A 20,439-nucleotide genomic window follows, 5' to 3' on the forward strand; every position below is an offset into this window, starting at 1 on the left:
TTAATTAATAGTAATTGTTAATCATTAATTCCACTTAAGTAAATAGTATTCAGCTTTCTACAGATCGTAATTGCTTTAAATAGTTTGAAGGTTTCTCCCCTACTTTGCGCTCAAAAGCTTTTGAAAAAGAATAAGCCCGCTTAAAACCTACCTCTTCTCCCAAAGCCTGTATTTTGTAAAACTGCAGCTGGGGATCATCTTCCAGCTTTTTGAGGAGGTGTTGTACCCGTAATTCATTGATATAATTGGAAAAGTTGACTCCTTTAACCTCATTGATTACCCGTGAGAGATAGGCCGAATTAGTATTCAGATCTTTGGCTAGTCCGAAAAGGCTCAATTCAGGATCTAAAAAGGCTTCCCCCTCTTCAAACTTTTGCAATCGGTGCAGCAATACGGTCTTAATCTCTTCGGTAAGAACAGGCTCTGTTGCTTCTTCATCCCTACTGAATTTTTCACCTATTACAGACGTTGCTGCCTGAGAGAAAGAGGTTTGTTTACGCTGGTAGCTGGAGCGTATAAATAATCCCGCAAATAAAACAAAGAGTACCAGTAAACTGTATCCCAGTATTTGTTTGCGGTAACGCGATTTAAATGCCTGCCTTGCTGAATCTACTTCTTCCAGAAGTCTGGGTCTTTCTACCTGATTGAGATAGCTGGTGTTTGAAAATAGTTTGTTGGAATTAATGACCGAATCAATCGCCAGCGCCCTACGGGTGTAATAGAGCTCTGTTTCGGAATCTGGTAAGTCTCTACTGAACCTAATCAAATCATCATACACGCTTTTAAGCTCCGGGTATACCTCCTGATTTAGCGTATAAACCGAATCTATCTTTTTAAAATAGTCATAGGCAAAGGAGGTATCACCGCTTTTTTTAGCAATTTGTCCCAGATAGTAATAAGATACCGATACTACAGAGAGATCTTCGATAATTCCCGGCAATGCTTCCAGTAAAAGCTTTTGCGCGTTTTCAAAATGACCCAAATAATAGGCGTTGACACCCTTGGAATGCAGAAAATCATAAAAGAATAACCGGTCCGGACTACTCAAGGTTTTGTTCAATCCGGTTTCGATAAGTCGGCCTGCCTGATCATACTCACCGGCACGTTGATAGGCCAGTTGCAGATTGTGGAGGGTGATTAAATAATCTTCCAGATATTCTGTTTCAAAATCAGGGAGTGATTTTAGATAGGTTATGTGATTTTCATAGATTTCAATAGCCTTGGTATAGTCTCCCCAGCGGTTCTGAAAGGCTCCTAATGCCTGACTGATCTCGATTTCCTGATCTCTATTTCGATTCAACCGGGCCAGATCATAAGCTTTATAATAGGCTTTCAATGATTTATCATAGGCTCCGCTTTCATAGTAATAGTAGCCCTTTAGCATATAGCCCAATGCCGGATAGGTAAAATCCCCACAGTTTTGGGAATACAGAATGATACTGTCTGCGTATTTTAAATTGGTTTTGGTATCATACAAGCGGGCAGCGAAATCAAAAGCTCGTGCCACTTCAAAACTGTCTTTGGCCAATCGGGCTTTATGAAAGTATGCTTCTGTAATCAGCTCCTGCTTCCCCAAAGCTATCCCTTTCACATCGTAAGCTGCTCTCAGTTCAGGAATGCTTAAGCCATTAAGATAGTTTCGGTAATAGCTGTCATGCACATCTTTGTCTTGGGCAACATCTATGTTCAGGACCTCCTGCTGCGGAAATCCCAAAGTCACAACCCATATCCAAATCCCAAATGACGACATGCTTTCAAATGTATTAGCTTAATTTATCAGTAGCTCCCTGTAAAATCCCCAGTGATTCCAGCTTATAATTATCCCTTACCTGAACATAACTCACATTTTCAATAACTTCTGCTCCCAGTTTCCGCTTCTCAAAACCGGCGGTCATTCCAAAATCAATGCGTTCCATCCCCAATTCCTTCGCTCTTAAAATCGTATGATAAAGCAATTGCCTGTAGACCCCATATTCGTTGACATATTCATAATCGAGACCAATTAGATTAGGCACGTAGGTTTTACCCGATTTATAACAATACATTACACCTAAGATCAGTCGGTATTTGTCGTCATCATCATTACAGAGTACAATGAATTCATATGCGTTATGGGCGTTCATATTCTGGAATAGCTGAAAGGGATAGGTGAAGGTATTGAGGCCCAAATTAGCTTTCTTAACCTTCTTATATAATTTATAACAGCGTCTTAATTCCACCCGATTTAATGAAGGGCGTATTTGAACATCAACGTGCTCTTGAAAAGTTGCGATATCCTTTCTAAAATGGGCGCGTGACTTTTTACTAAGACTGCTGATAAAATCAGCACTGCTTTCCCAGTCAAATTGTTCAAACCGGGCAGATTCCGGCATATCCATACGCACAAGGCCCTGTAAATTAAAATGCTTATGCAGACGGTTGTCTTTCCTAAAATCACGAAGCACAATCATTTCAGCCTGAAACTCCCGTTCGAGATCTTCCAGTACACGGAAAAACAGGTTCAAAGCCTCCAGCCAATCGGTATGATTAAAATCAATATATAGATGATCGCCTTCAGTGATAAGCGAACCCAAACTCAATACCCTGGAAGTTAAATGATAGGGATTCATCTTACGTTCTTTTTCCAGATATGCAGATACCTCTTTTTTAGAAAAGATATCATCTTTCCACAGCGCACACGTAAGATAAGTCATGAGTACAGGCTCCTGATTGTGCAGAATAACCAAATACCGAAACTCCCAGTTGTTTTCCTGCTCTTCATTTCCGCTAAAGGATTCTTCCAATAATCTAAGCCCCTCCCAATCGTATATGCTCTTCCCTCCCATATAGGTATTCCACAGTTCCTTATTGATTCTTGTAATGCTTGATTCCAGGCTGACCTGAAACCTGCCGGAATATTTAGAGGCATCCAGAGTATCAGATGCCTTGGCTTCCGGCAGTTTAAAAGCCCTGCGCACCCGTTGCAGGGAAGTTTGCGTATGCTCGAGCGCCAGCTTGTAGTTTATGGACAATGCGTCCACCAGGCCGGTAATATCCTCGAGTTCGTTATGTTTGGAAATGGTGATGCGTACTCCGGTATTCTTAACCGGTACTGCAGGAAAAATACCCAGATTGGTATAAAACCCATCCTGCATCATTAGCTTAACCAGTTCATAACCCGTGGCGGGTGTACCCGTGCCTATAAAATGTACCGGGGAATCATTGTGATCGATTAATGGCAAATCGGTCTGGGACAGCAGCCTGTTAAAATGGCTTATCCGGTTTTGTAAATCCTGCTGCCGTTCATAAATCTCATCCGATAAATGAATCCGGGAAGAGGCAATAGCTGCAGCTACCGAAGCCGGTTCCAGTTGGGCAGAAAAGGTAAGCGGACCTCCAAAGTTCTTAATTCGGGAATACAATTTGCGATCTGTAGTAACCACAGTAGCCCCGCTGGCTCCGAAGGTTTTGCTTAAGGTACCAATAAGCAGCACCTGTTTCGGTAGCTCCTGTAAAACGCTCATCACATATCCGCTGCCATGCTTACCTTTCCAACTCATGCCGTGAACATCGTCGAAATACAGATGCAATTGCGGGTATTTCCTTACCAGACCCATCAGTTCGTCAATAGGTGCAAAATCGCCATACATGGAATACACCCCATCTGCGAGGTACCAAACCTTCTCTGCTCGTTGCCCCAATTCCCTAAGTTTTTCTTCGAGCATGTTCAGGTTATTGTGCCTGATCATCTCTACCGGTATACCACGCGTTTTTAAAACCTCTGTAGCGTGATGTACACTCCAATGCACCTGATGATCCAGAATTACCGCATCTTCATCTCTTACCGCCGCGGGTAATACGGCCAGATGCCCCAGCGTACTGTTTTTGGTAATAATAACAGGGGTATTATAAATAGCTGCCATATTATGCTCCAGTTCTTCATAAAGCGGATGGGAGATGTAGGATTTGGAAAGCGGAAACTGAGTCCCGCAGTCGCGAATAGCCTGAATGGCTGCTTCTTTAAGCCGGGGATCCTGCTCAAGACCCAAATAGCCAGTAGTACCAAAGTGATAGTGTTTTTTCCCATCTATCTCCAGATACCTGCCACTAAGGGTACTACCGCTGGCATACAAATGAAGTACCCCTTCTTCTTTGGCGCGTACCATCACATCGTCAACCGAATCTAAAAAATTATTGTGCTTAATCTTTGCCATAAGAAGATAGATTTTAAATTTGTTATTGAAGCTAGATAATTATTCTCTAGCCTCTATTCTTTCCCCCTACGCAAACCGCTTTTTATCCCTTAGAGACAACTTTTAATCCCTTAGAGGCAAGTAGTTGACTCCAAAAGACTTTAAACCCTAACAAAATCCCTTAGAGACAAGTAATTATATGAGTTGTAGATATTATTTATATTAATTTGTAGCGGATTATGACTATGCACAATTTTTTAGAAACCGATTATGCCCGGATGCGAATTGCAGATTCCATCCTGTATTTTGAGTACAAGCCCACCCAGATACGGGGTATCGAGCTTGCCAGGCGTATTGTGTCAGATCGTATTCAATTTCAAAATGGACGCGCATATCCCGTATTATGCGATGCCAGTAATCTTCTGGATGCAGACACCATCGCAAGGAACTTTTTTGCCTATGAAGGCACGTTGCTGACTAAAGCGATAAGTTTCTTGGTACAACCTATTCACAATAAAGCACGGGCAGAGTTTTTTGTCCAATCTAATACACATCTGGTCCCTACCGGAATTTTTACCAACGAAGAACAAGCACTAGACTTTTTAAAGTCTTATATCTAAGTAACGCTATGACCTTTAGTGTAATGAATAAATTAATACTGGTATGGAAACAGAATTTAATACTAATGACGACGAAAGAATCTCCCTAATTAAGAAAATGATTATTGAGATGGGAAGGGGTAACTTAAATTACCGTATTCCTACCACTACAAATGATGATGAGATTGAAGCCATCACGGTCCTGATCAATATGCTGGCCGACAAGCTCTCCGAATATTTTGAAAACCTCTATCTGATACAAAGCAGAAAAACCTATGAACATCTTATTGACATAGGTTTTGTACTGGATGAGGATTATAATATTCAAGGGGTCACATCCTCTTACAAGGACTATATTCCGATTAAAAAATCCCGCCTGATTGGAATGCAGTTTATAGAACTCCTCGATAAGGAATCTCAGGAACTTTGGTCTAAGGCTATTACACAGGTCAACAGGTTCCCCAAAAAATTAAGTTTAAATTTAAAAGGCAAAAAAAAGCTTAAACAACCGCTCACGTTCTTTTTGAATGAATTATATCCTAAAAAATCCAAGTCAAGATTTTTGTTAACCGGGGTACGTACTGTAAATATCAGGGAGCACCTGGACAGTATGTATTCTGAATCTGAAGGAAAGAATCACTATAAAAATTTCCTTGATCTTTCGGATTCGGTTTTAAAAAATGAAGAGGATATCAACATCATCAAGCAGATTCACGCCCACATTGAAAAGAATCTCGCTGAATCTCTGGGATCCTTACAAGAACTTGCTCACGAGTTTGGTACCAATGAGTTCAAACTGAAAAACGGATTTAAGGAACTTTATGGAATCACGGTATTTAAATTTCAAATGGAAGAACGCCTCAATTATGCCAAAACCCTAGTAGAATCCTCTTCCATCCCTCTAAAAGCTATTGCAGTCATGATGGGTTTTAAAACCTCTTCTCATTTTTCACGCTCCTTTAAAAATCACTTCGGTAGCACTCCCAGGGAATTGAGGAAAGCGGGGAATTAATCCCTTAGAGGTAAATCATTATCCAAAATTGTCAAGTATTCTTTAGGAACTTGCAGTAAAGTTCTGATATGCAAACCTTAAAGTCTCAAAAATCAGGTATTACTACTGCAGTAACTACTGCATTTATCCTGTTGTGGTCCTATGCTGCAATTAGTAAACTACTGGATTTTGATCAGTTCTTTGTGCAACTCAGTAAATCACCGGTGCTCACTTCTTATGCCGAAGTAATGGTCTGGCTGATCCCGGGGATTGAAATACTATTGGCAGCTTTATTATTTATAGATAAAACAAGGAGACTGGCTTTAATAGCGAGTTACCTGCTGATGTGTATGTTTACTGCCTATATCATCCTTATTTTAAATTACGCGGATTACATCCCGTGTTCGTGTGGAGGTATTCTAGAAGAGCTGAACTGGACGCAGCATCTATTCTTCAACCTGGGTTGTATCATTCTTGCGCTTATTGGTTTGTTTTTGGGTAAAGCTCAATCTCAGGACAGCGCTGGTAAAAAGTATGTAAAGCCTTTATTAATTCTTGTTATGCTGACTCTGGGCAGTTGTACATTGGTAATCGTTCTATTCCTCACTTCAGAAAATACACTGCATTATAACAATCAACTAAACCGTCGATATCCACATCATCCAGCTACACTAAGAGACACCATAAAACTAGGTTATAATTCATACTACCTCGCTGGCATTAATGATGATGCGCTCTATCTGGGAAATACTACCGCTCCACTGCACTTACTAAAACTAAACCTGAATTCTAAAGACACCATCCATTTACAGATTCAATTAAGTGAAGTTCAAAGGGCTCTCCCCTTTCAATCTATCAAGATCCAAATTCATAAAAATAAAATCTACCTCTACGATAGCGCAGCAAACATCCTGTTAGCCGGTAATCTTAACGACCTTAGGTTAGATTCCATTTCAGTGAGTCAAAGTTTTTCGCTATTACAAGCCAAAAACGATTCCACCGCAATAGTCAGAACCCGGAATATTCTGAAGTCCAAAAATGAACTGGCGGTTTTAAACTTCAACAAGCCCGATACCCTAAAACGAAATCCAAACCTGTTAGAACCCCAGCAAGATGGCATCTTTTCGACAGATGGGATGCTGCTCTATAATTCGCAATTAGAACGCATTATATATACTTACTACTACCGCAACCAATTCTTCATTGCCGACAAGAGTCTCAACTTAATCGAACGGGTAACCACCATAGATACGACAAGCATGGCACAGCTTCAAATAGAAGAAACCTTAGGGGCTCGTAAGCTGGCCAATCCGCCCTATTATGTAAATAAACATACCGCAACCTATGGCCGACATGTATTCATTCATTCGGATGTTCTGGGTGTAAATGATTCTAAACAAATGCTTAAGGATGCCTTTATTATCGATGTGTATGACCTGCTCAACTATTCATACCGATTTAGTTTTCACCTCTATAAAACCAAAGAAAGTCGGCTTAAAGATTTCAGTGTTAAAGGAGCTAATCTCTATGCGGTCGCAGGAGACCAACTCCTGATCTACAGCCTAAAAACGGAAGTATTTCAGCTAAACTGAAAAAAGGATTTATAAAACTCAAAATATACTGATCAGTATCAGGGGAAGATTGAAAACCTGTAAACAGAGTAAATCATCATTTTAAATTTAAACATTATGAAAACACATGTTTTAAAACTAGGCCTGCCAGTAATGGCAATGGCCTTTGGCGTATTAAGTGCATTTGGTACCGCCCCAAAAGCAGATACCAGTGCAGCTTTAGTGCAGGGCTATGTAGACACCGCACTTTGTCAGGAAAGCAGACAATGTTCTACTATTAACAATGGCCCTATTTGTACTGATCTTACCACCGGCCATCAGGTTTTTGGTAAGGTAAATCCGGAAGATCCTACTTGCGAAGTGGTACTATATGAACCTATGCAATAGGTTGGATTAATCGGCTTTCGCGAAGGAGGTGCTCTACGGAGCACCTCTTTTTTAATATTCCAATTCAATCCAGGGGCTGTCCTGTATCCCCTTGAGATGATAATCAAACCAATCTAAGATACGGTCTGAGATATCTCGGTTGTTTTCCGGTTTCATAAATGCATGATTCTCGCCCTCATACACCAAAAAAATAGCAGGCTTTTCCTGACGGCGTAGGGATAAATAGAGACTCAGCCCATCGGTCCAGTTGACCTGCCCATCTTCTTTTCCTGAAAACAAAAGCATAGGGCTACTAATTTGATCAGATAGGTACAGAGCCGAATTATTCATATAGCTTTGCTTACGTTCAAAAAAAGTACCTGCCTCCCGTATCTGATGATTTTCCAGAAAGTAATAATTAGCTTCATTTAAATTCCATGCTACACTAAAGTATTTTATGTAGGTATCTAGGGGTGCTCCTCCGGCTATATAGGTCTTAAAACGATGGGATTGGGTAGCTAACAACGCAGCTTCATAACCTCCAAAGGAATAGCCGTAGATTCCAATATTTGAAGCATCTACAGGTGCCTTTTTTAAAGCAGCGTCCACCGCATTATTAATCCCTATAGTAACCGATTCCCTAACTTTTCCGGGGATAAAATTAAGATCGGGCATCAACACAAAGTAGCCCTCGCGTAGCAACTCAAAAGGATTAAAACCTTTTAAGCCTATTAAATCATCGGGCCTAAAATACCGGTGCAGATACTGGGATTGCCGCTCATACAGGTGTACCACCATAGGATATTGCTTATGCGGATCGTAGTTCAATGGATAGTACAAAACCGCTTTCAGATCCTGATCCCCAATCCCGGTATAGTCTATTAAGGTCGTTCTGGGATTATAATGCCCTGTCAATTCAGGATTGGTCTCAAATATCCGGGTTGCTTCCTGCCCCGCCCGTTTTACGTACAATGCAGGTGATGTATTAGAAGTCTCTTGCTTAAACACAGCCATCTTTCCGTTGGAAACGACCTCAGGCAATCGTATCCTTGCGGGCTCTTTCAGAATTTCTTTAACCTTAAAATTTCCTTTTAGATAGGTTAGCTGCTCAGCGTACGTATTTTGATTAACACCCTTTAATACTATTCCGTCATCTAAATCCACTTTTTGAGGTGTAAAGGGAGAACTCAGGTTTTCAGGGTTCCGGTCTTCCATACTGCTACGATCAATCTCAAAACGGATGTCTTTTTCGGCCCCACGCGTAATCCTGATCAGACTGGTATCTGAACGTTTAAAAGCATAGAGATCGTAATTATCCCTTAGATAAATATATTCCCCAGATACATCCCAGTACAACCTCCCGGCTGGTGGCGCTTCACCGCCGGCATCATAATGCATATCGTAAAAGGCCGTGTTCAAACCGCCTGTTATAGATACCTGCTTGCCGGTTTCAAAGTCGTAGAACCACCAATTTTTTCTGGAAAAATAGGCTACTGCTTTTCCATCAGGTGCTAAATTCAAGGTTGAATTGAGGGCAAAAGGGAAACCTTCCAAAACGAGGTTGCGGGTTCCCGTATAGGGATCAATCTGGTACAAATCAATGGGACCATGGTTGCTGGTAAGTGTTTTATAACGATAGCGATCATAACCCAACGCAGTTTCTAAGTCATCAGATAAGGCTATCACCGGGCAGGTTTCTGAGCTCAGTTCTACCAACCGATCCTCAGTATACCACCACACATATTCACGAGGTAGATTTACCATGTCATATACCCCACGCATCCGTGGATATAGTTCAGGGTCTGAAGAGTTCCATTGCTCAATGCCCGACTTATAAAGCGTATCGGCCTCTGTTTGAACTTTGGGAATCTGTACTTTAAATAAGATAGCCGCACATTCTCCGCGTACAACGAGATCTCCGGTTCTGCGAGTTACAAACTGACTTCCCTTAGGAAAATTTCGGTCCTCCAGTTTAAGTACGTGCATCTTATCCCCGGTTTTAAAATTGGGTAGTACATGCAATTCAGGATGGGTTTCCTGCTGCTCTACCCAGACTAGAGCTGTACCGTCAAGTACCAACTTATCTAACTGTCCTTTTGGCGCTGTGTAGAGCACCTTCAAAGTTTCAGATCTCAAATCGTAAAACATAATCTGGTCTTCAGTAGCAGTGGTTTTCACAAAAAACACCTGCTTCCCATCTTCTGGAGAAACCAGCTGTTTTACCTGCTCCTGTCGGAACAACACCTCTTCATCCCGCATTCGGATAAGCTCCAGACTCTGATCTGCCCCATACAGTAGCAATTGCTCCCTTTCGTCATCATACCTATACTGCCTAACCCCACTAAACTGCAATTGGCGTTTGGTTTGGAGGTTCAAAAAATAACGATCGGTCCCATTCACATAAGTAAACCAGTTGGTCCCGGGAATAAAGTCATACACCATCCCGGCATCAAACTGCATCTGCTCCCGGCTTCGGGTATTGATGAGATACAGCCGTGATTTAGGAGTTCGGGTCAGGGTCACAAAGGCTACGTAATCTCCTTCAGCTTTCAGTTTTAAATTTTGAATAGTTTCCCAGGTATCGTAATAGGCCGGAGACAAAATGGAATCGGTCTGTGCCTGAGCCAGCACAACTACTTGCATAGTCAGTACCAGCCCAAAAACGAATGTTCGTACTAAACTAATAACCATCATTCTGCGGTCTTAAATTAGGGTTGAGTTCGAGCTCGTTCTGAGGAATAGGGAAAATACGGTCAGTAGCATCCCAACTTTCCTTTAATTCACCTAACACTGCATCCAGTTTATCAAAGCGCTTGAGGTCAAAAAAGCGATGCCCCAGTTCGGTAAAAAGTTCTACCCTTCGCTCCTGTACTACCGCATCTAAAAGGGCAGTTCCATCCAATCCGGCTAAAGGCGTAAGACCGGCACGCTGCCTGAGAGCATTTAAATCTGCCAGAGCGGGTGCAGGCCTGTTGAGCCGTGCATAGGCTTCGGCACGTATTAAATACACTTCTGCCAATCTCAGCATAATACTGTGCTCCAGAGAAACAGTCGTGTTAGTATTCTGTTTATACTTATAGGCAAAAGCATAGCTGTTTGTACCTTCAGTAACAGTTTGAACCCAGGCCTGTTCCCGTTGATCCCCATTCTCAAAAGAATTTAGTAAAACAGTACTAAGGGCTGAATCAGGTGGCGGAGCCGTACTGAATATAAACTGCGGTCCTTCGGTAGTATTTCCACCAGCTGCATTAGGTGCTAATTGCCACAGGGTTTCCCGGCTGTTTACCAGAAACACTTCATCCAACTCCGGGTTTAACGCATAATAGTCCTGCTGTGCCAGCACCGCACCGGCTTCCTCTGCTGCCTGCTCCCAATTGTTGGCATACAGATATACCCGCGCCAATACCGCAGTACAGGCCCATGTATTGGGTCGTGTACGGGATGCATTGGTATAGGCTTGAGGAAGCAGTGCTTTGGCCCGTGCCAAATCTTCAATACACCTTTGGTAAACCTCAACTTCTTCCTTGCGCGAGGCACTGCGATTGGTTTCATAGTCGGTACTGCTGAGATAAGGTATTGCCCCGTAGAGTTGAGTCAGGTAAAAATGAATCAACGCCCGGTTAAATAAAGCTTCGCCCATCAATTGATTCTGTTGCTCTGGTGTAAGATCGACAGCATTGGGAACCGCTTCAAGAATGCTGTTTGCCGCAAAGATCAAATTATAACTGTTATTCCACTGTATGGCCAGATAGGGATTACCCGGCAAAAGACTGTTGGTATTAAAGGGCTCTACATTAGGCAACGAACTGGTATATAAATCGAGTTCGTCAGCATAATGACCTAGCAGATAGCTCATACCTTCGGTATTTCCGGTAAGCAGTGTATTGTCCCGGTAACCCGCATAAATATCGGTTAAGGCAGCCGAGGCCGTAGTATAGTCGTTAAATACGCCCGCTCCGTATAACTGATCATCGGGCAGCTCCAGTTCTACAAAAGATTCACAGGCTGTCAAATTTAGAAGCAACAGTAGGAATAAGGCGCTCCGCTTTAGGGGACAGAGAAACGTGTTTGGATTTATCGTTTTCATCATCATGTGTTTAAAAAGAAAGAGTAATCCCTGTAGTCAGGGTGGTTAAAGGCGGTAAAGACAATACCGACTGGTTTTCGGGGTCATTACCCGTGTAGGGCGTCCATACCGCAAGATTTTGCCCCTGTACACTCAGTGTACATTGCAGCTTTCTAAAGAACTGCTTCGGAAAGGTATAATTCAGAGCCAGGTTTTTAAGGCGTACAAACGAAGCATCGCTGTAAGCCAATGTGCTGCTTCGCGCATAGGCAAACCCCAATGCCGGTGCCAATACGCGTCCCGAGGCATAGCGTTGCACCCGGCTAAGATCACCCTCCTGCTGCCAACGCTCCAGCACTCCGGTATGCTGATTAGCTCCACCTCCGGGTATCGCGTTCTGATAGACCGCATCCAAGCCGGTTTGCTTAACAAACTGCAGCAACACATTCAATTCCCAGCCTTTATAGGAAAAACTATTGGAAAAGCCTCCAAAATATTTTGGATCAAGGGAGACTACCGCCTGCCGGTCGTCTGCAAAGCTGACTGAATCATCTTCGTTAAAATCGGTAAATTCATAGATTCCGCTTTCCGGATTCACCTGGGTAAATTCGAAGACCTTTACAATATTCAGAGGCTCCCCCACTACATATTGATTGGCGTAAGTAGAACCTTCCAGATCGGGAAAACTTTTTAAAGTCGTTTTGGGTATCGTAAGATTGATCCCACTCTCCCACCGAAACGCTTTATTGTCCAGGTTAACGGTATTCAGACTAAGCTCCCAGCCTTTATTTTCAACGAGCGCATCCAGATTGGCCTGCAGATTGCTAAATCCCGTAGTACCGGGAAGCGGAATACCCACCAATTGATTGCCCGAACGATTGCGGTAAAAAGCCACCGTACTGCGAATTCGGTCATTAAACATACCCAGTTCCAGAGCCAGCTCCAGTTTTTTATTGGTCTCCCAGCTAAAATTGGGGTTAAAAAGCCGCGTAGGTTCCAATGTGGTTTGACCGTCATAACTCGTACCTGTACTCGTATAGGTATTTAGGTATTGATAATCGCCTATGGCGTCACTTCCGGTAATCCCGTAACTTCCCCGCAATTTTCCAAAATTGAGAAACCCCATCTTATCTTTAACGCCGCGCTCTTCACTAAAAATCCAGGCCAGACCCACAGCTCCAAAATTGGCAAATTGTTTGCCGGGGCCAAACCGGCTAGAGCCGTCCCGCCTTGCTGTCAGATTAAGCAGGTATTTGGAATTCAACTGATAATTGATACGCCCAAAGGCTGCCACATAACGGTATTCCCGTACATCGTTATTGGTAATACGCAAGGTGCTTGCTGCAGCGGCATTGGTGATCAGGCTGTTGCTGGCAAAGCCAAAAGCATAAATCCCCAGTTGTTGGCGCTGTTGATCCTGAAAGCTACCTCCCACCAAAACATCCAGCTCGTGATTGCCCCAGACTGCCTGATAATTGAGTTGCGGCTCAACAATCCACGAATGGGACGAAGCGTCATTGGTACGCAAACTTGAGAATTCACTGCCCCTGCCAAATGCCGGGTCTATAGCAGTTGATGGGTTGGTCACCTGCTCATCTACTTTAGAAGTGGTATAACCCAAATTCACCTTGGCGGTAAGCGCGTCAAACAAGCGGTAACTGATAACCGAATTGGCAATCAGGGTTTGGGTCTGCACTTCATATGCACGCTCGAGACTGGCTAGTGGATTATTCCACGTAGAATTTTCCCAATTGAGATTACCTACTTCATCATATAATTCTGGTGCATTGGGTGCCAGTTGATAAGCCAGGCGTATCAAATCGCTTTGAGGCAGGTTGTTTTGATCACTGGTATAGGTGGTAGACAGGTTTATTCTAAACCGCTCATCTGTAGATTGGTGATTCAAATTTAAATGTACTGAACCTCGGCCATAGGTATAATCTCCCGGAAATACCGTTCCCTGCCTTTGATAGCCACCACTTAGTAAAAAACGGGTTTGCGCACTGCCTCCCGATACTGATACCTGAGCATTAAGGGTTTCGGCCTGCCTGCCTATAAATACCTCCTGCCAGTGGGTATACCGGTCACGATCCCAGGTGCCGTTGATATCATAGGCGTTAGCCGGGATGGCGATTCCGTCATTGGCATAGGCCTCTTCCCGCATCTGCAAAAACTGTGGGGTGTTTAGCATTTGGGTGGTACGGCCTACATAACTGATTCCGCTTTGTAATCGGGCCTGAAACCGGGTTTTTCCGGGACTACCGGTTTTGGTAGTGATCAGCACCACCCCATTGGCCCCGCGCGAACCGTATATGGCTGTGGCATCGGCATCTTTGAGAATCTCAATGCTTTTGATATCTGCCGGATTGATGCTGTTGAGCGGACTCAACCCGTCTCCGGGCAGTATAGAACCGTAGGTTTGGTTATACCCGAGGGTTTCACTGGCGTAGGGAACGCCATCTATGATATACAGGGGTTTATTGGCCTGAGCGCGCAAGCTGTTAACTCCCCGTATCTGAATGTCAAAACTGCCTCCCGGCACTCCGGTGGTTTGGGTGATATTAACCCCTGCCATCCGGCCCTGCAGGGCGGCTAACGGATTGGTCACCGGCTGCCGCTCGATTTCCTCGGCGGTCACCCGGGCGATACTACCCGTTTGCTCGCGGCGGGTGGTGTTGTAATACCCGGCATTGATGATCACCTCGCCCAGGTCTGTAATGTCCTGTTGCAGGATGATATTAAAAGTAGTTTGATTCCCCACCGGCAGCAATAAGGTCTTAAAACCGATATAGCTGATACGCAAGGTATCCTGCGGCGAGGCCAGCAGTTCAAAGCTCCCGTCCATATCGGTTTGAGTACCGGTATTCGAATTTTTAAGGGAAATACTTACCCCGGGGATGGGGTTGTCATTCGTGTCGGTAACGCTTCCGGTTACCCGTGATTGTAAGGGTGAGGCACTGGCCCAGAGGGCGCTCAGGCTCATTAAAAGGCATATCAGCCCCGGCAACGCAGCCCCCGTAAGGCGCGTAGTCTTATTTTTCATAACTTCGTCGTGTTAATAAATGAAACAATAGTTTTATTTAAGCTCACGCCTTCCCCACTTGATTCCACTCTGAGGGGAAGGTCTGGAGCTTAGAAGACTTACTAAAATTTATTCAGCAATGGCTTGTCATTCTGAGCTTATCGAATGTCAGTCTGAGCTTGTCGAAGACCATTCGGTTATCAACTAGCTTAAACATCTATTAACCCAGCTTGACAGCTGAAATTTACTTTTTAGCGCTTCTCTTTTCTCTCTTTCACAGACCTTACGATCTGCCAGCTCTTTTTTTTGTGGCTAATTCACCGGTGTGCTTAAACCTACCCGGTATAAGCCCTAGTCCCTTAAAAGGGTCAACCCACCCATCTACAGGCTACTTCGTAGGGAAATAACCCATAACCCACGGGTGACTTAGCGGATTATGACGTGTACCCGTAAACACGTGCGTCATACATAAGTTTTATTTTTTATGGTTTATGTATTTTGATTAATCAGAATAGTGCTGCTAAAGCAAGATTCTTACTTCTATTTATGTTCTCTTTCTTTTTTGCATTGCCCAAAAAAGAAACAAAAAACGCTAGGCTCACAAGATGGTATCTAAATTTATCGTTCGCTGCACTGCATGCGCTTAACTCGGCCGCTCTGGCGGCCTCAAACAGAACCGCCTGCTACGTTTCGCTTACTTCAAATTTTACGATACCTTCTTGTAGGCCGTTTCTAAAATTGGAACTAAGAATATCATTCTTTAGTTCTCCCTCGGTTCAGAATAGCCAGGGCAGAGCGTTAAGAAAAGGTCTGGTAGACCTTTTTAGCGAATGAGCCAGATGGCGCGTAGGCTTTAAAACGGACTACTTTACTTTAAGTAAGAATTACTCTTAGTAAAACCTGATTAGCGACGCGGAGCTGACAAGGCGGTTTTCGCCCCTAAGGCGAAAAATTCCTAAGCGAGGGGCTCCTTTCTTTTCTGCATCCGACGACCGTAGGGAGAGGAATGCACTGTTACAAGAGAACCTTTAAGTCTTCAAACGACGTAGGAGTCTCTCGAGCTCAAGAAAATGAACAGAACATCCTTAGAACCTCTAAACACTCATACCCTAAAGGTTTACCTTAAACTCGTAAACCCTTATAGATAGCCTCATTTAAAAAAATGAATACAACACCACGTGTATACCATAGGCAAAATCAATTTAAAAAATTAAACACCTCACCCCGTGAGGGATGGCGGCCACGATGGCCTTAATAAATGTAGGGGGAATCTTAGGGGTGCGAAGCTTTATAAAAAGAAGTAGACAACTTTGAAAAGACAAGTTGAAGATTTACGAAGCGCCCGAATACAAAAAAGGCGCGGGGAATCAACTTATCGGATTGAGGTACTGGTTACCTACACACAATAAGCGATCCGCCCGTGCCATGGTCACGAGCATCACGGCTTATCCTCTCGTGTGTTCAAAATTACCAGTTTTCAATCCGAGATTCAAAGCGAATGCTTCCATATATTACTTAAAGAAGTTTCGCAAATATATAATTCTGAGGTAAATATAATAAATGTTTTTGTTTATGGTGATATAACACCATAATATTTTTATCCATAATGGTCAAATTCATTGCTTAAGCAATAATTATGGACAGTAAAAAAGCATTAGAACTTTATATGAAAGAGTTTGGTAAAAACCTAGCTAAGCTCCGAGAAAAAAAGTTTAAAACGATGAATAAGGTTGCAATAAACTCTGATTTTGATTCGAGTAATTATAATAAGTATGAGAATGGTAAAGGGAATCCAACTATTGAAACTATTCTAAAAATGGCTAGCCTACTAGAAATTGAACCAAAAGATCTTTTTAATTTTAAGTTCGATATTAAAAAGCACAAAATTGATATGTAGGTTTACTATATAATTTTCTAGTATTTTTTTGATTTTATACGCCCTTCATACTCTATCATAATTTTTGGCTTGGTGATGATACGCTATCGCTTTTCCGACTTACTTAACAAAAATTATACTGGTATAATCCTAAAATGGAGTTCCATTTTAATGGGATTAAGGAATACCGTAAGCTGGTATGTTTTGGAAAAAGTAATTTGACCTACCACTTGGATAAACAGGAATTAAAGTTCCGATTATCCCGGAATAATAAACGGGATAACGGGTATTTTCTCAGGATATAACAACAGCCAGTTTAAAGAGAGACACTGCATAAATGAGTAATTTGAAAAAAAAGATTAACGAAACCTTTGATTATGCTGTTTACCTGCATATGGTCGGCAATTTTGTACCAAATACTGACCTAAAACAAATCAAGGATATTGTTACAGCAGTTAATGATTTTCTAAAAAATAGTGATCCCGAATTAATAAAGGAACGATTGCCAGAAATAAGGTCTCTTCTAAAAAAAATGACTGACCAATTTATTAATAAATTTCCTCTAAAATGTACTATATCAGAAATTGCTACAGCATGGAATGACCTATTTAAGAATAGGGATGATGAGTATAGTTTTTTAAACTCTGGAATTGATTATGGTTGGTTTGAGAAATTTATGGATTTATCAAATTTTTATCATTACAATTATGTTCCTTATCATTATAAAATTGGAATTTTTGGGCATAAAGGATTAGGAGGTATAGAAGAAGAATTCTTACTAAAAGATTCTTTTAATCTATTAGTAAAAGCTCAATATTTCTTTGATGTACTTTTAAAGTACGGTGAAATATTGAAACAAGAAGAAGCCAAAGGACAAAAGTTTACTAATGAGAAAAGAAGTGAATTGACAGAACTAAATTATGAAGTAGCTGTAAATAGTAGACTCTCAATTGTTTCATTCTTCTCTTTTATAGAGTGTTTTGTAAACAGTATTGGACATGATTATTCATTAAGAAACCTTGAAAAACTTGATGAGAAACAACAAGAGATTTTAAATGGTATGAAAAATAAAGGGTATTTATCATTAAAATCAAAAATTGAGATTTTTCAAAAAATAATTAGGCAAGATAAAAGAGCAATCATAAATACAACTGATGACAATCAAATTAAGGAACCTTTCAAATCGTTTTTTGAAAACTTTGAAGATTTAAGAAACTCATCAGTTCACTATTCTCCGAAAAAAGTGAGGATTTGGCTAAAACCTCAGGACTGGATAAAAAAAGCAAACGACTTTTCTAAGATATCCATGGAAGTTGGACTTTTATTCTGGAAAACTTGCTATCCTGATTTTAGCGAACCTGACTATATTGGAAGATTGGATTTTAATTATTTATATGATATAGCCAAGAAGAAATCCGAAACAATAAAAAAGATTGAAAAACAAATGTAAAATTTAAAAAAACTGGCTATATATACAATGGGCAGACGGTAGAAATATCAAGGACTGTAGCCCCGCTCCCGCCAGTCTGTAACTGGTGGCGCGGTAAACTAAGCCAAAATATAAGTAACTAAACTTCGAAAGGGAAAGAATTTTTTGTACTTTCGAGAACTACCATCCTAAAAGCTACCCAAAATAAATTACTCACCACCACTAGTGAAAGGTTCACCCGTAGTTCACCCGTAGTTCACCCGTGTTTCACCCGTACTTCACTCGAGTACAAGGCTATAATAAGGCATAGATACCTCTCGGATTAAGCTACTACAAAGCTAAGATGATCCATTTAAACCTCACGTGCCACCAGGATTGTATTCAGGTATTTTGTACAAACCGGAAAACGCATCAGCAGTAATGCTATAGATCACGGCATTCTCCTGCTCCCCTCCTATCCTAATCCCCGTTTTCTACGAGCATCGTCCTGAGATCAGTCTGGGCTATACTACCCTCTAACAACTTTGCTACCGTATTCAACTACAAAATCTGTGGCAAAGTGTGGTTGGAGTGTGGTTGCACTGTGGTAGCAGTGTGGTAGCACCTAGAAGATGCCTGCACGTAAACTGCCAGTTGCCCAGATGCAAAGTGGGCTCTGTAATGAGGTGGATGGGTTGTAAAATGTGCTTTTTGATTTAGAACAGTATTGGATCTTACTCATAACTCCTTGATCATTAGGCATAAAAAGCATAACATTTCCACGAATGGCTTTTATAAACGACTATATTTGTTACGATAAAACCAGTTATAAGCAATCAAAACAATGGAAAAGGAAAAACTTGAGATAGATAAGCTTCAACTAGAAATTAAAAAGCTTAGTCAACCGTTTTATAAAAATCCAGCTCACCTAAGCATAATTACAACATTAATTCTGGGTTTCTTAAGCTATTATATTGTTACTGATAAAGCCAAAGAGCAACAAATAATGGATCTAAAAGAACAGATTGGAAATTTATCCGATAAGGAAGCATCTATCGAAAAAACGCAAGTTGAGTTAAAAGCTGATCATTATCAAAGACAGTTTCTCGACTTTAAAAACAAAAAAGAAGAAGTAGAAAAAAGTATACAGTTAAAGGAAATAAAACTTATGAATTTGTCCGATAAACTGGAAAATTCTAAAAAGGAATATGATAACTTCAAGTCGAAGTTGATTCAAGTTCAAGGCCAGTATGAAGCTACTATAGCAGAATATGAGGCATATAAGAGTCGTGTAAGTGCTGTCATTGATGAAGTTGCTAGCTATGGGCCTAATTATGCTAGGGGATTAATTCAGTCCCCTGAAGGACAACAACAAATCAACTTCATTGTTTCACAAGATGACAAAGGATTAATGAAATCGGAAATAGAAAGATTTGCCTTTGGGGTTTCTAATCAAGCTTTTGATCAGAGCCTTGCGAGAAAAAGAATTGATTTAAAAATTCAATAAAAGCTTATAGTCGAGTAGGTAAAGGGGAGTTTTACCTCTAAACGGCTTACAGAACCGTACGTAAACCTCTCAATTCATACGGCATTTCATATGCAGTCAGTTTGGTTTGTTTATTTAAACCAATTTGTACTCCATTTCTAATGGTAAAACAGCTTGGGATAATGTCATAAATTTCATAGTTATCTTCTACTTTTCTCTACTGTTTTTTGAAAAGATTGTTTAATCAATTCTTTATTGTTTAAAGGTGCAGTAAAAACTTCGTCCATAGGCACTAGTCCTTTATGCTCTCTAGATTTCACCCAAGGAGTAAATGATACTGCCTCATTATTTTTTTCGGCGAAAACATTAACAGGAAAATTGTAAAGCTGATTAAACGATTTTATACCAAGTGCTGCAAAATATTCATTTTTATACATGTTATAATCTACAGGATCATCAATTGATTCTTTAACATTCTCAAGACTTTTTAATATAACATCAATAATTTCATCGTCATTCGAGTGAATTGCTAATTGAGAATAGGGTTCTGCAATTAGTCTTGATCCTGTTGGATAACTCGGATCAAATTGTGCCACTGATTTCGGTCGGTTAGTGCCAGGCATTTCGGTTTGAATTGTGCCACTTTTTGGTTTTTAGTTAAACCTATATCGGTTCGATTTGTGCCAGTTGTATCGGTTTGTTTTGTGCCACTTTAAAAGATCAAGTAAATAATACCTTGTCGCTTAAAACGAAGCGATATGGCCAACACACTTGATCCAATGGACTTAAAACAGATAATATCCTTACACCTCGATGGGTTTAGTAACCGTAAAATTGGAGCCACCCTTGGGATCTCCCGCAATACGGTAAACACCTATATGC

Annotated in this window: 14 protein-coding genes; 8 read left to right on the forward strand and 6 right to left on the reverse strand. The window is 41.3% G+C overall.

Translation table 11 applies throughout. From position 1 onward, the window contains the following. Positions 1-49: 49 nt before the first annotated feature. Both DSM02_RS11565 and DSM02_RS11570 read right to left on the reverse strand, forming a co-directional pair. Positions 50-1,750 carry an AraC family transcriptional regulator gene (locus tag DSM02_RS11565; RefSeq protein ID WP_128765782.1) on the reverse strand — a complete coding sequence of 567 codons (1,701 nt, stop codon included), beginning with the start codon at positions 1,748-1,750 and terminating at the stop codon, positions 50-52. A 13-nt stretch (positions 1,751-1,763) separates the two neighbouring features. Next, positions 1,764-4,193 (reverse strand): bifunctional aminotransferase class I/II-fold pyridoxal phosphate-dependent enzyme/GNAT family N-acetyltransferase, encoded by a 2,430-nt coding sequence (locus DSM02_RS11570; protein WP_128765783.1) that lies wholly within the window; start codon positions 4,191-4,193, stop codon positions 1,764-1,766. A gap of 224 nt (positions 4,194-4,417) precedes the next feature. On the opposite strand from DSM02_RS11570, the gene DSM02_RS11575 reads away from it, so the two are divergent. The 4 genes from DSM02_RS11575 to DSM02_RS11590 all read left to right on the forward strand — a co-directional run bounded on the left by DSM02_RS11575 (position 4,418) and on the right by DSM02_RS11590 (position 7,720). Then, positions 4,418-4,792 carry a DUF7793 family protein gene (locus tag DSM02_RS11575; RefSeq protein ID WP_128765784.1) on the forward strand — a complete coding sequence of 125 codons (375 nt, stop codon included), beginning with the start codon at positions 4,418-4,420 and terminating at the stop codon, positions 4,790-4,792. A gap of 43 nt (positions 4,793-4,835) precedes the next feature. Continuing rightward, on the forward strand, positions 4,836-5,783 hold the full coding sequence (locus DSM02_RS11580) for a helix-turn-helix domain-containing protein (RefSeq protein WP_128765785.1): 948 nt from the start codon (positions 4,836-4,838) through the stop codon (positions 5,781-5,783). Positions 5,784-5,851: 68 nt separating this feature from the next. After that, entirely contained in the window at positions 5,852-7,354 is a 1,503-nt protein-coding gene (locus DSM02_RS11585) for a MauE/DoxX family redox-associated membrane protein (protein ID WP_128765786.1), read from the forward strand. Between the two features lie 96 nt (positions 7,355-7,450). Next, positions 7,451-7,720 carry a DUF6520 family protein gene (locus DSM02_RS11590; protein ID WP_128765787.1) on the forward strand — a complete coding sequence of 90 codons (270 nt, stop codon included), beginning with the start codon at positions 7,451-7,453 and terminating at the stop codon, positions 7,718-7,720. Positions 7,721-7,771: 51 nt separating this feature from the next. Here DSM02_RS11590 and DSM02_RS11595 read toward each other — a convergent pair whose 3' ends face one another. From DSM02_RS11595 to DSM02_RS11605, 3 genes are all read right to left on the reverse strand, one after another. Further along, complete coding sequence (locus tag DSM02_RS11595; protein WP_128765788.1) at positions 7,772-10,393, reverse strand: alpha/beta hydrolase family protein; 2,622 nt, start codon at positions 10,391-10,393, stop codon at positions 7,772-7,774. Continuing rightward, positions 10,380-11,711: a RagB/SusD family nutrient uptake outer membrane protein gene (locus DSM02_RS11600; RefSeq protein ID WP_164918300.1), complete on the reverse strand. Its 1,332-nt coding sequence runs from the start codon at positions 11,709-11,711 to the stop codon at positions 10,380-10,382. The genes DSM02_RS11595 and DSM02_RS11600 overlap by 14 nt, the downstream gene beginning before the upstream one ends. A gap of 85 nt (positions 11,712-11,796) precedes the next feature. Then, entirely contained in the window at positions 11,797-14,808 is a 3,012-nt protein-coding gene (locus tag DSM02_RS11605; protein ID WP_128765790.1) for a SusC/RagA family TonB-linked outer membrane protein, read from the reverse strand. A gap of 1,615 nt (positions 14,809-16,423) precedes the next feature. On the opposite strand from DSM02_RS11605, the gene DSM02_RS11610 reads away from it, so the two are divergent. The 3 genes from DSM02_RS11610 to DSM02_RS11620 all read left to right on the forward strand — a co-directional run bounded on the left by DSM02_RS11610 (position 16,424) and on the right by DSM02_RS11620 (position 19,578). Beyond that, entirely contained in the window at positions 16,424-16,684 is a 261-nt protein-coding gene (locus DSM02_RS11610) for a helix-turn-helix domain-containing protein (RefSeq protein ID WP_128765791.1), read from the forward strand. Positions 16,685-17,009: 325 nt separating this feature from the next. Beyond that, positions 17,010-18,113: a hypothetical protein gene (locus tag DSM02_RS11615; RefSeq protein ID WP_128765792.1), complete on the forward strand. Its 1,104-nt coding sequence runs from the start codon at positions 17,010-17,012 to the stop codon at positions 18,111-18,113. Positions 18,114-18,915: 802 nt separating this feature from the next. Continuing rightward, complete coding sequence (locus DSM02_RS11620) at positions 18,916-19,578, forward strand: hypothetical protein (protein WP_128765793.1); 663 nt, start codon at positions 18,916-18,918, stop codon at positions 19,576-19,578. A 179-nt stretch (positions 19,579-19,757) separates the two neighbouring features. On the opposite strand, the gene DSM02_RS11625 is transcribed toward DSM02_RS11620, so the two are convergent. Beyond that, the gene (locus tag DSM02_RS11625) at positions 19,758-20,180 is read right to left on the reverse strand and encodes a hypothetical protein (protein WP_128765794.1); all 423 of its coding nucleotides are present in this window, start codon (positions 20,178-20,180) and stop codon (positions 19,758-19,760) included. Positions 20,181-20,336: 156 nt separating this feature from the next. On the opposite strand from DSM02_RS11625, the gene DSM02_RS11630 reads away from it, so the two are divergent. Next, positions 20,337-20,439, forward strand: a 103-nt coding sequence (locus tag DSM02_RS11630) for a LuxR C-terminal-related transcriptional regulator (protein ID WP_240674041.1), incomplete at its 3' end; no start/stop codon positions are given.

The sequence above is a fragment of the Leeuwenhoekiella polynyae genome (genome assembly GCF_004104075.1).
Lineage (GTDB): Bacteria > Bacteroidota > Bacteroidia > Flavobacteriales > Flavobacteriaceae > Leeuwenhoekiella > Leeuwenhoekiella polynyae.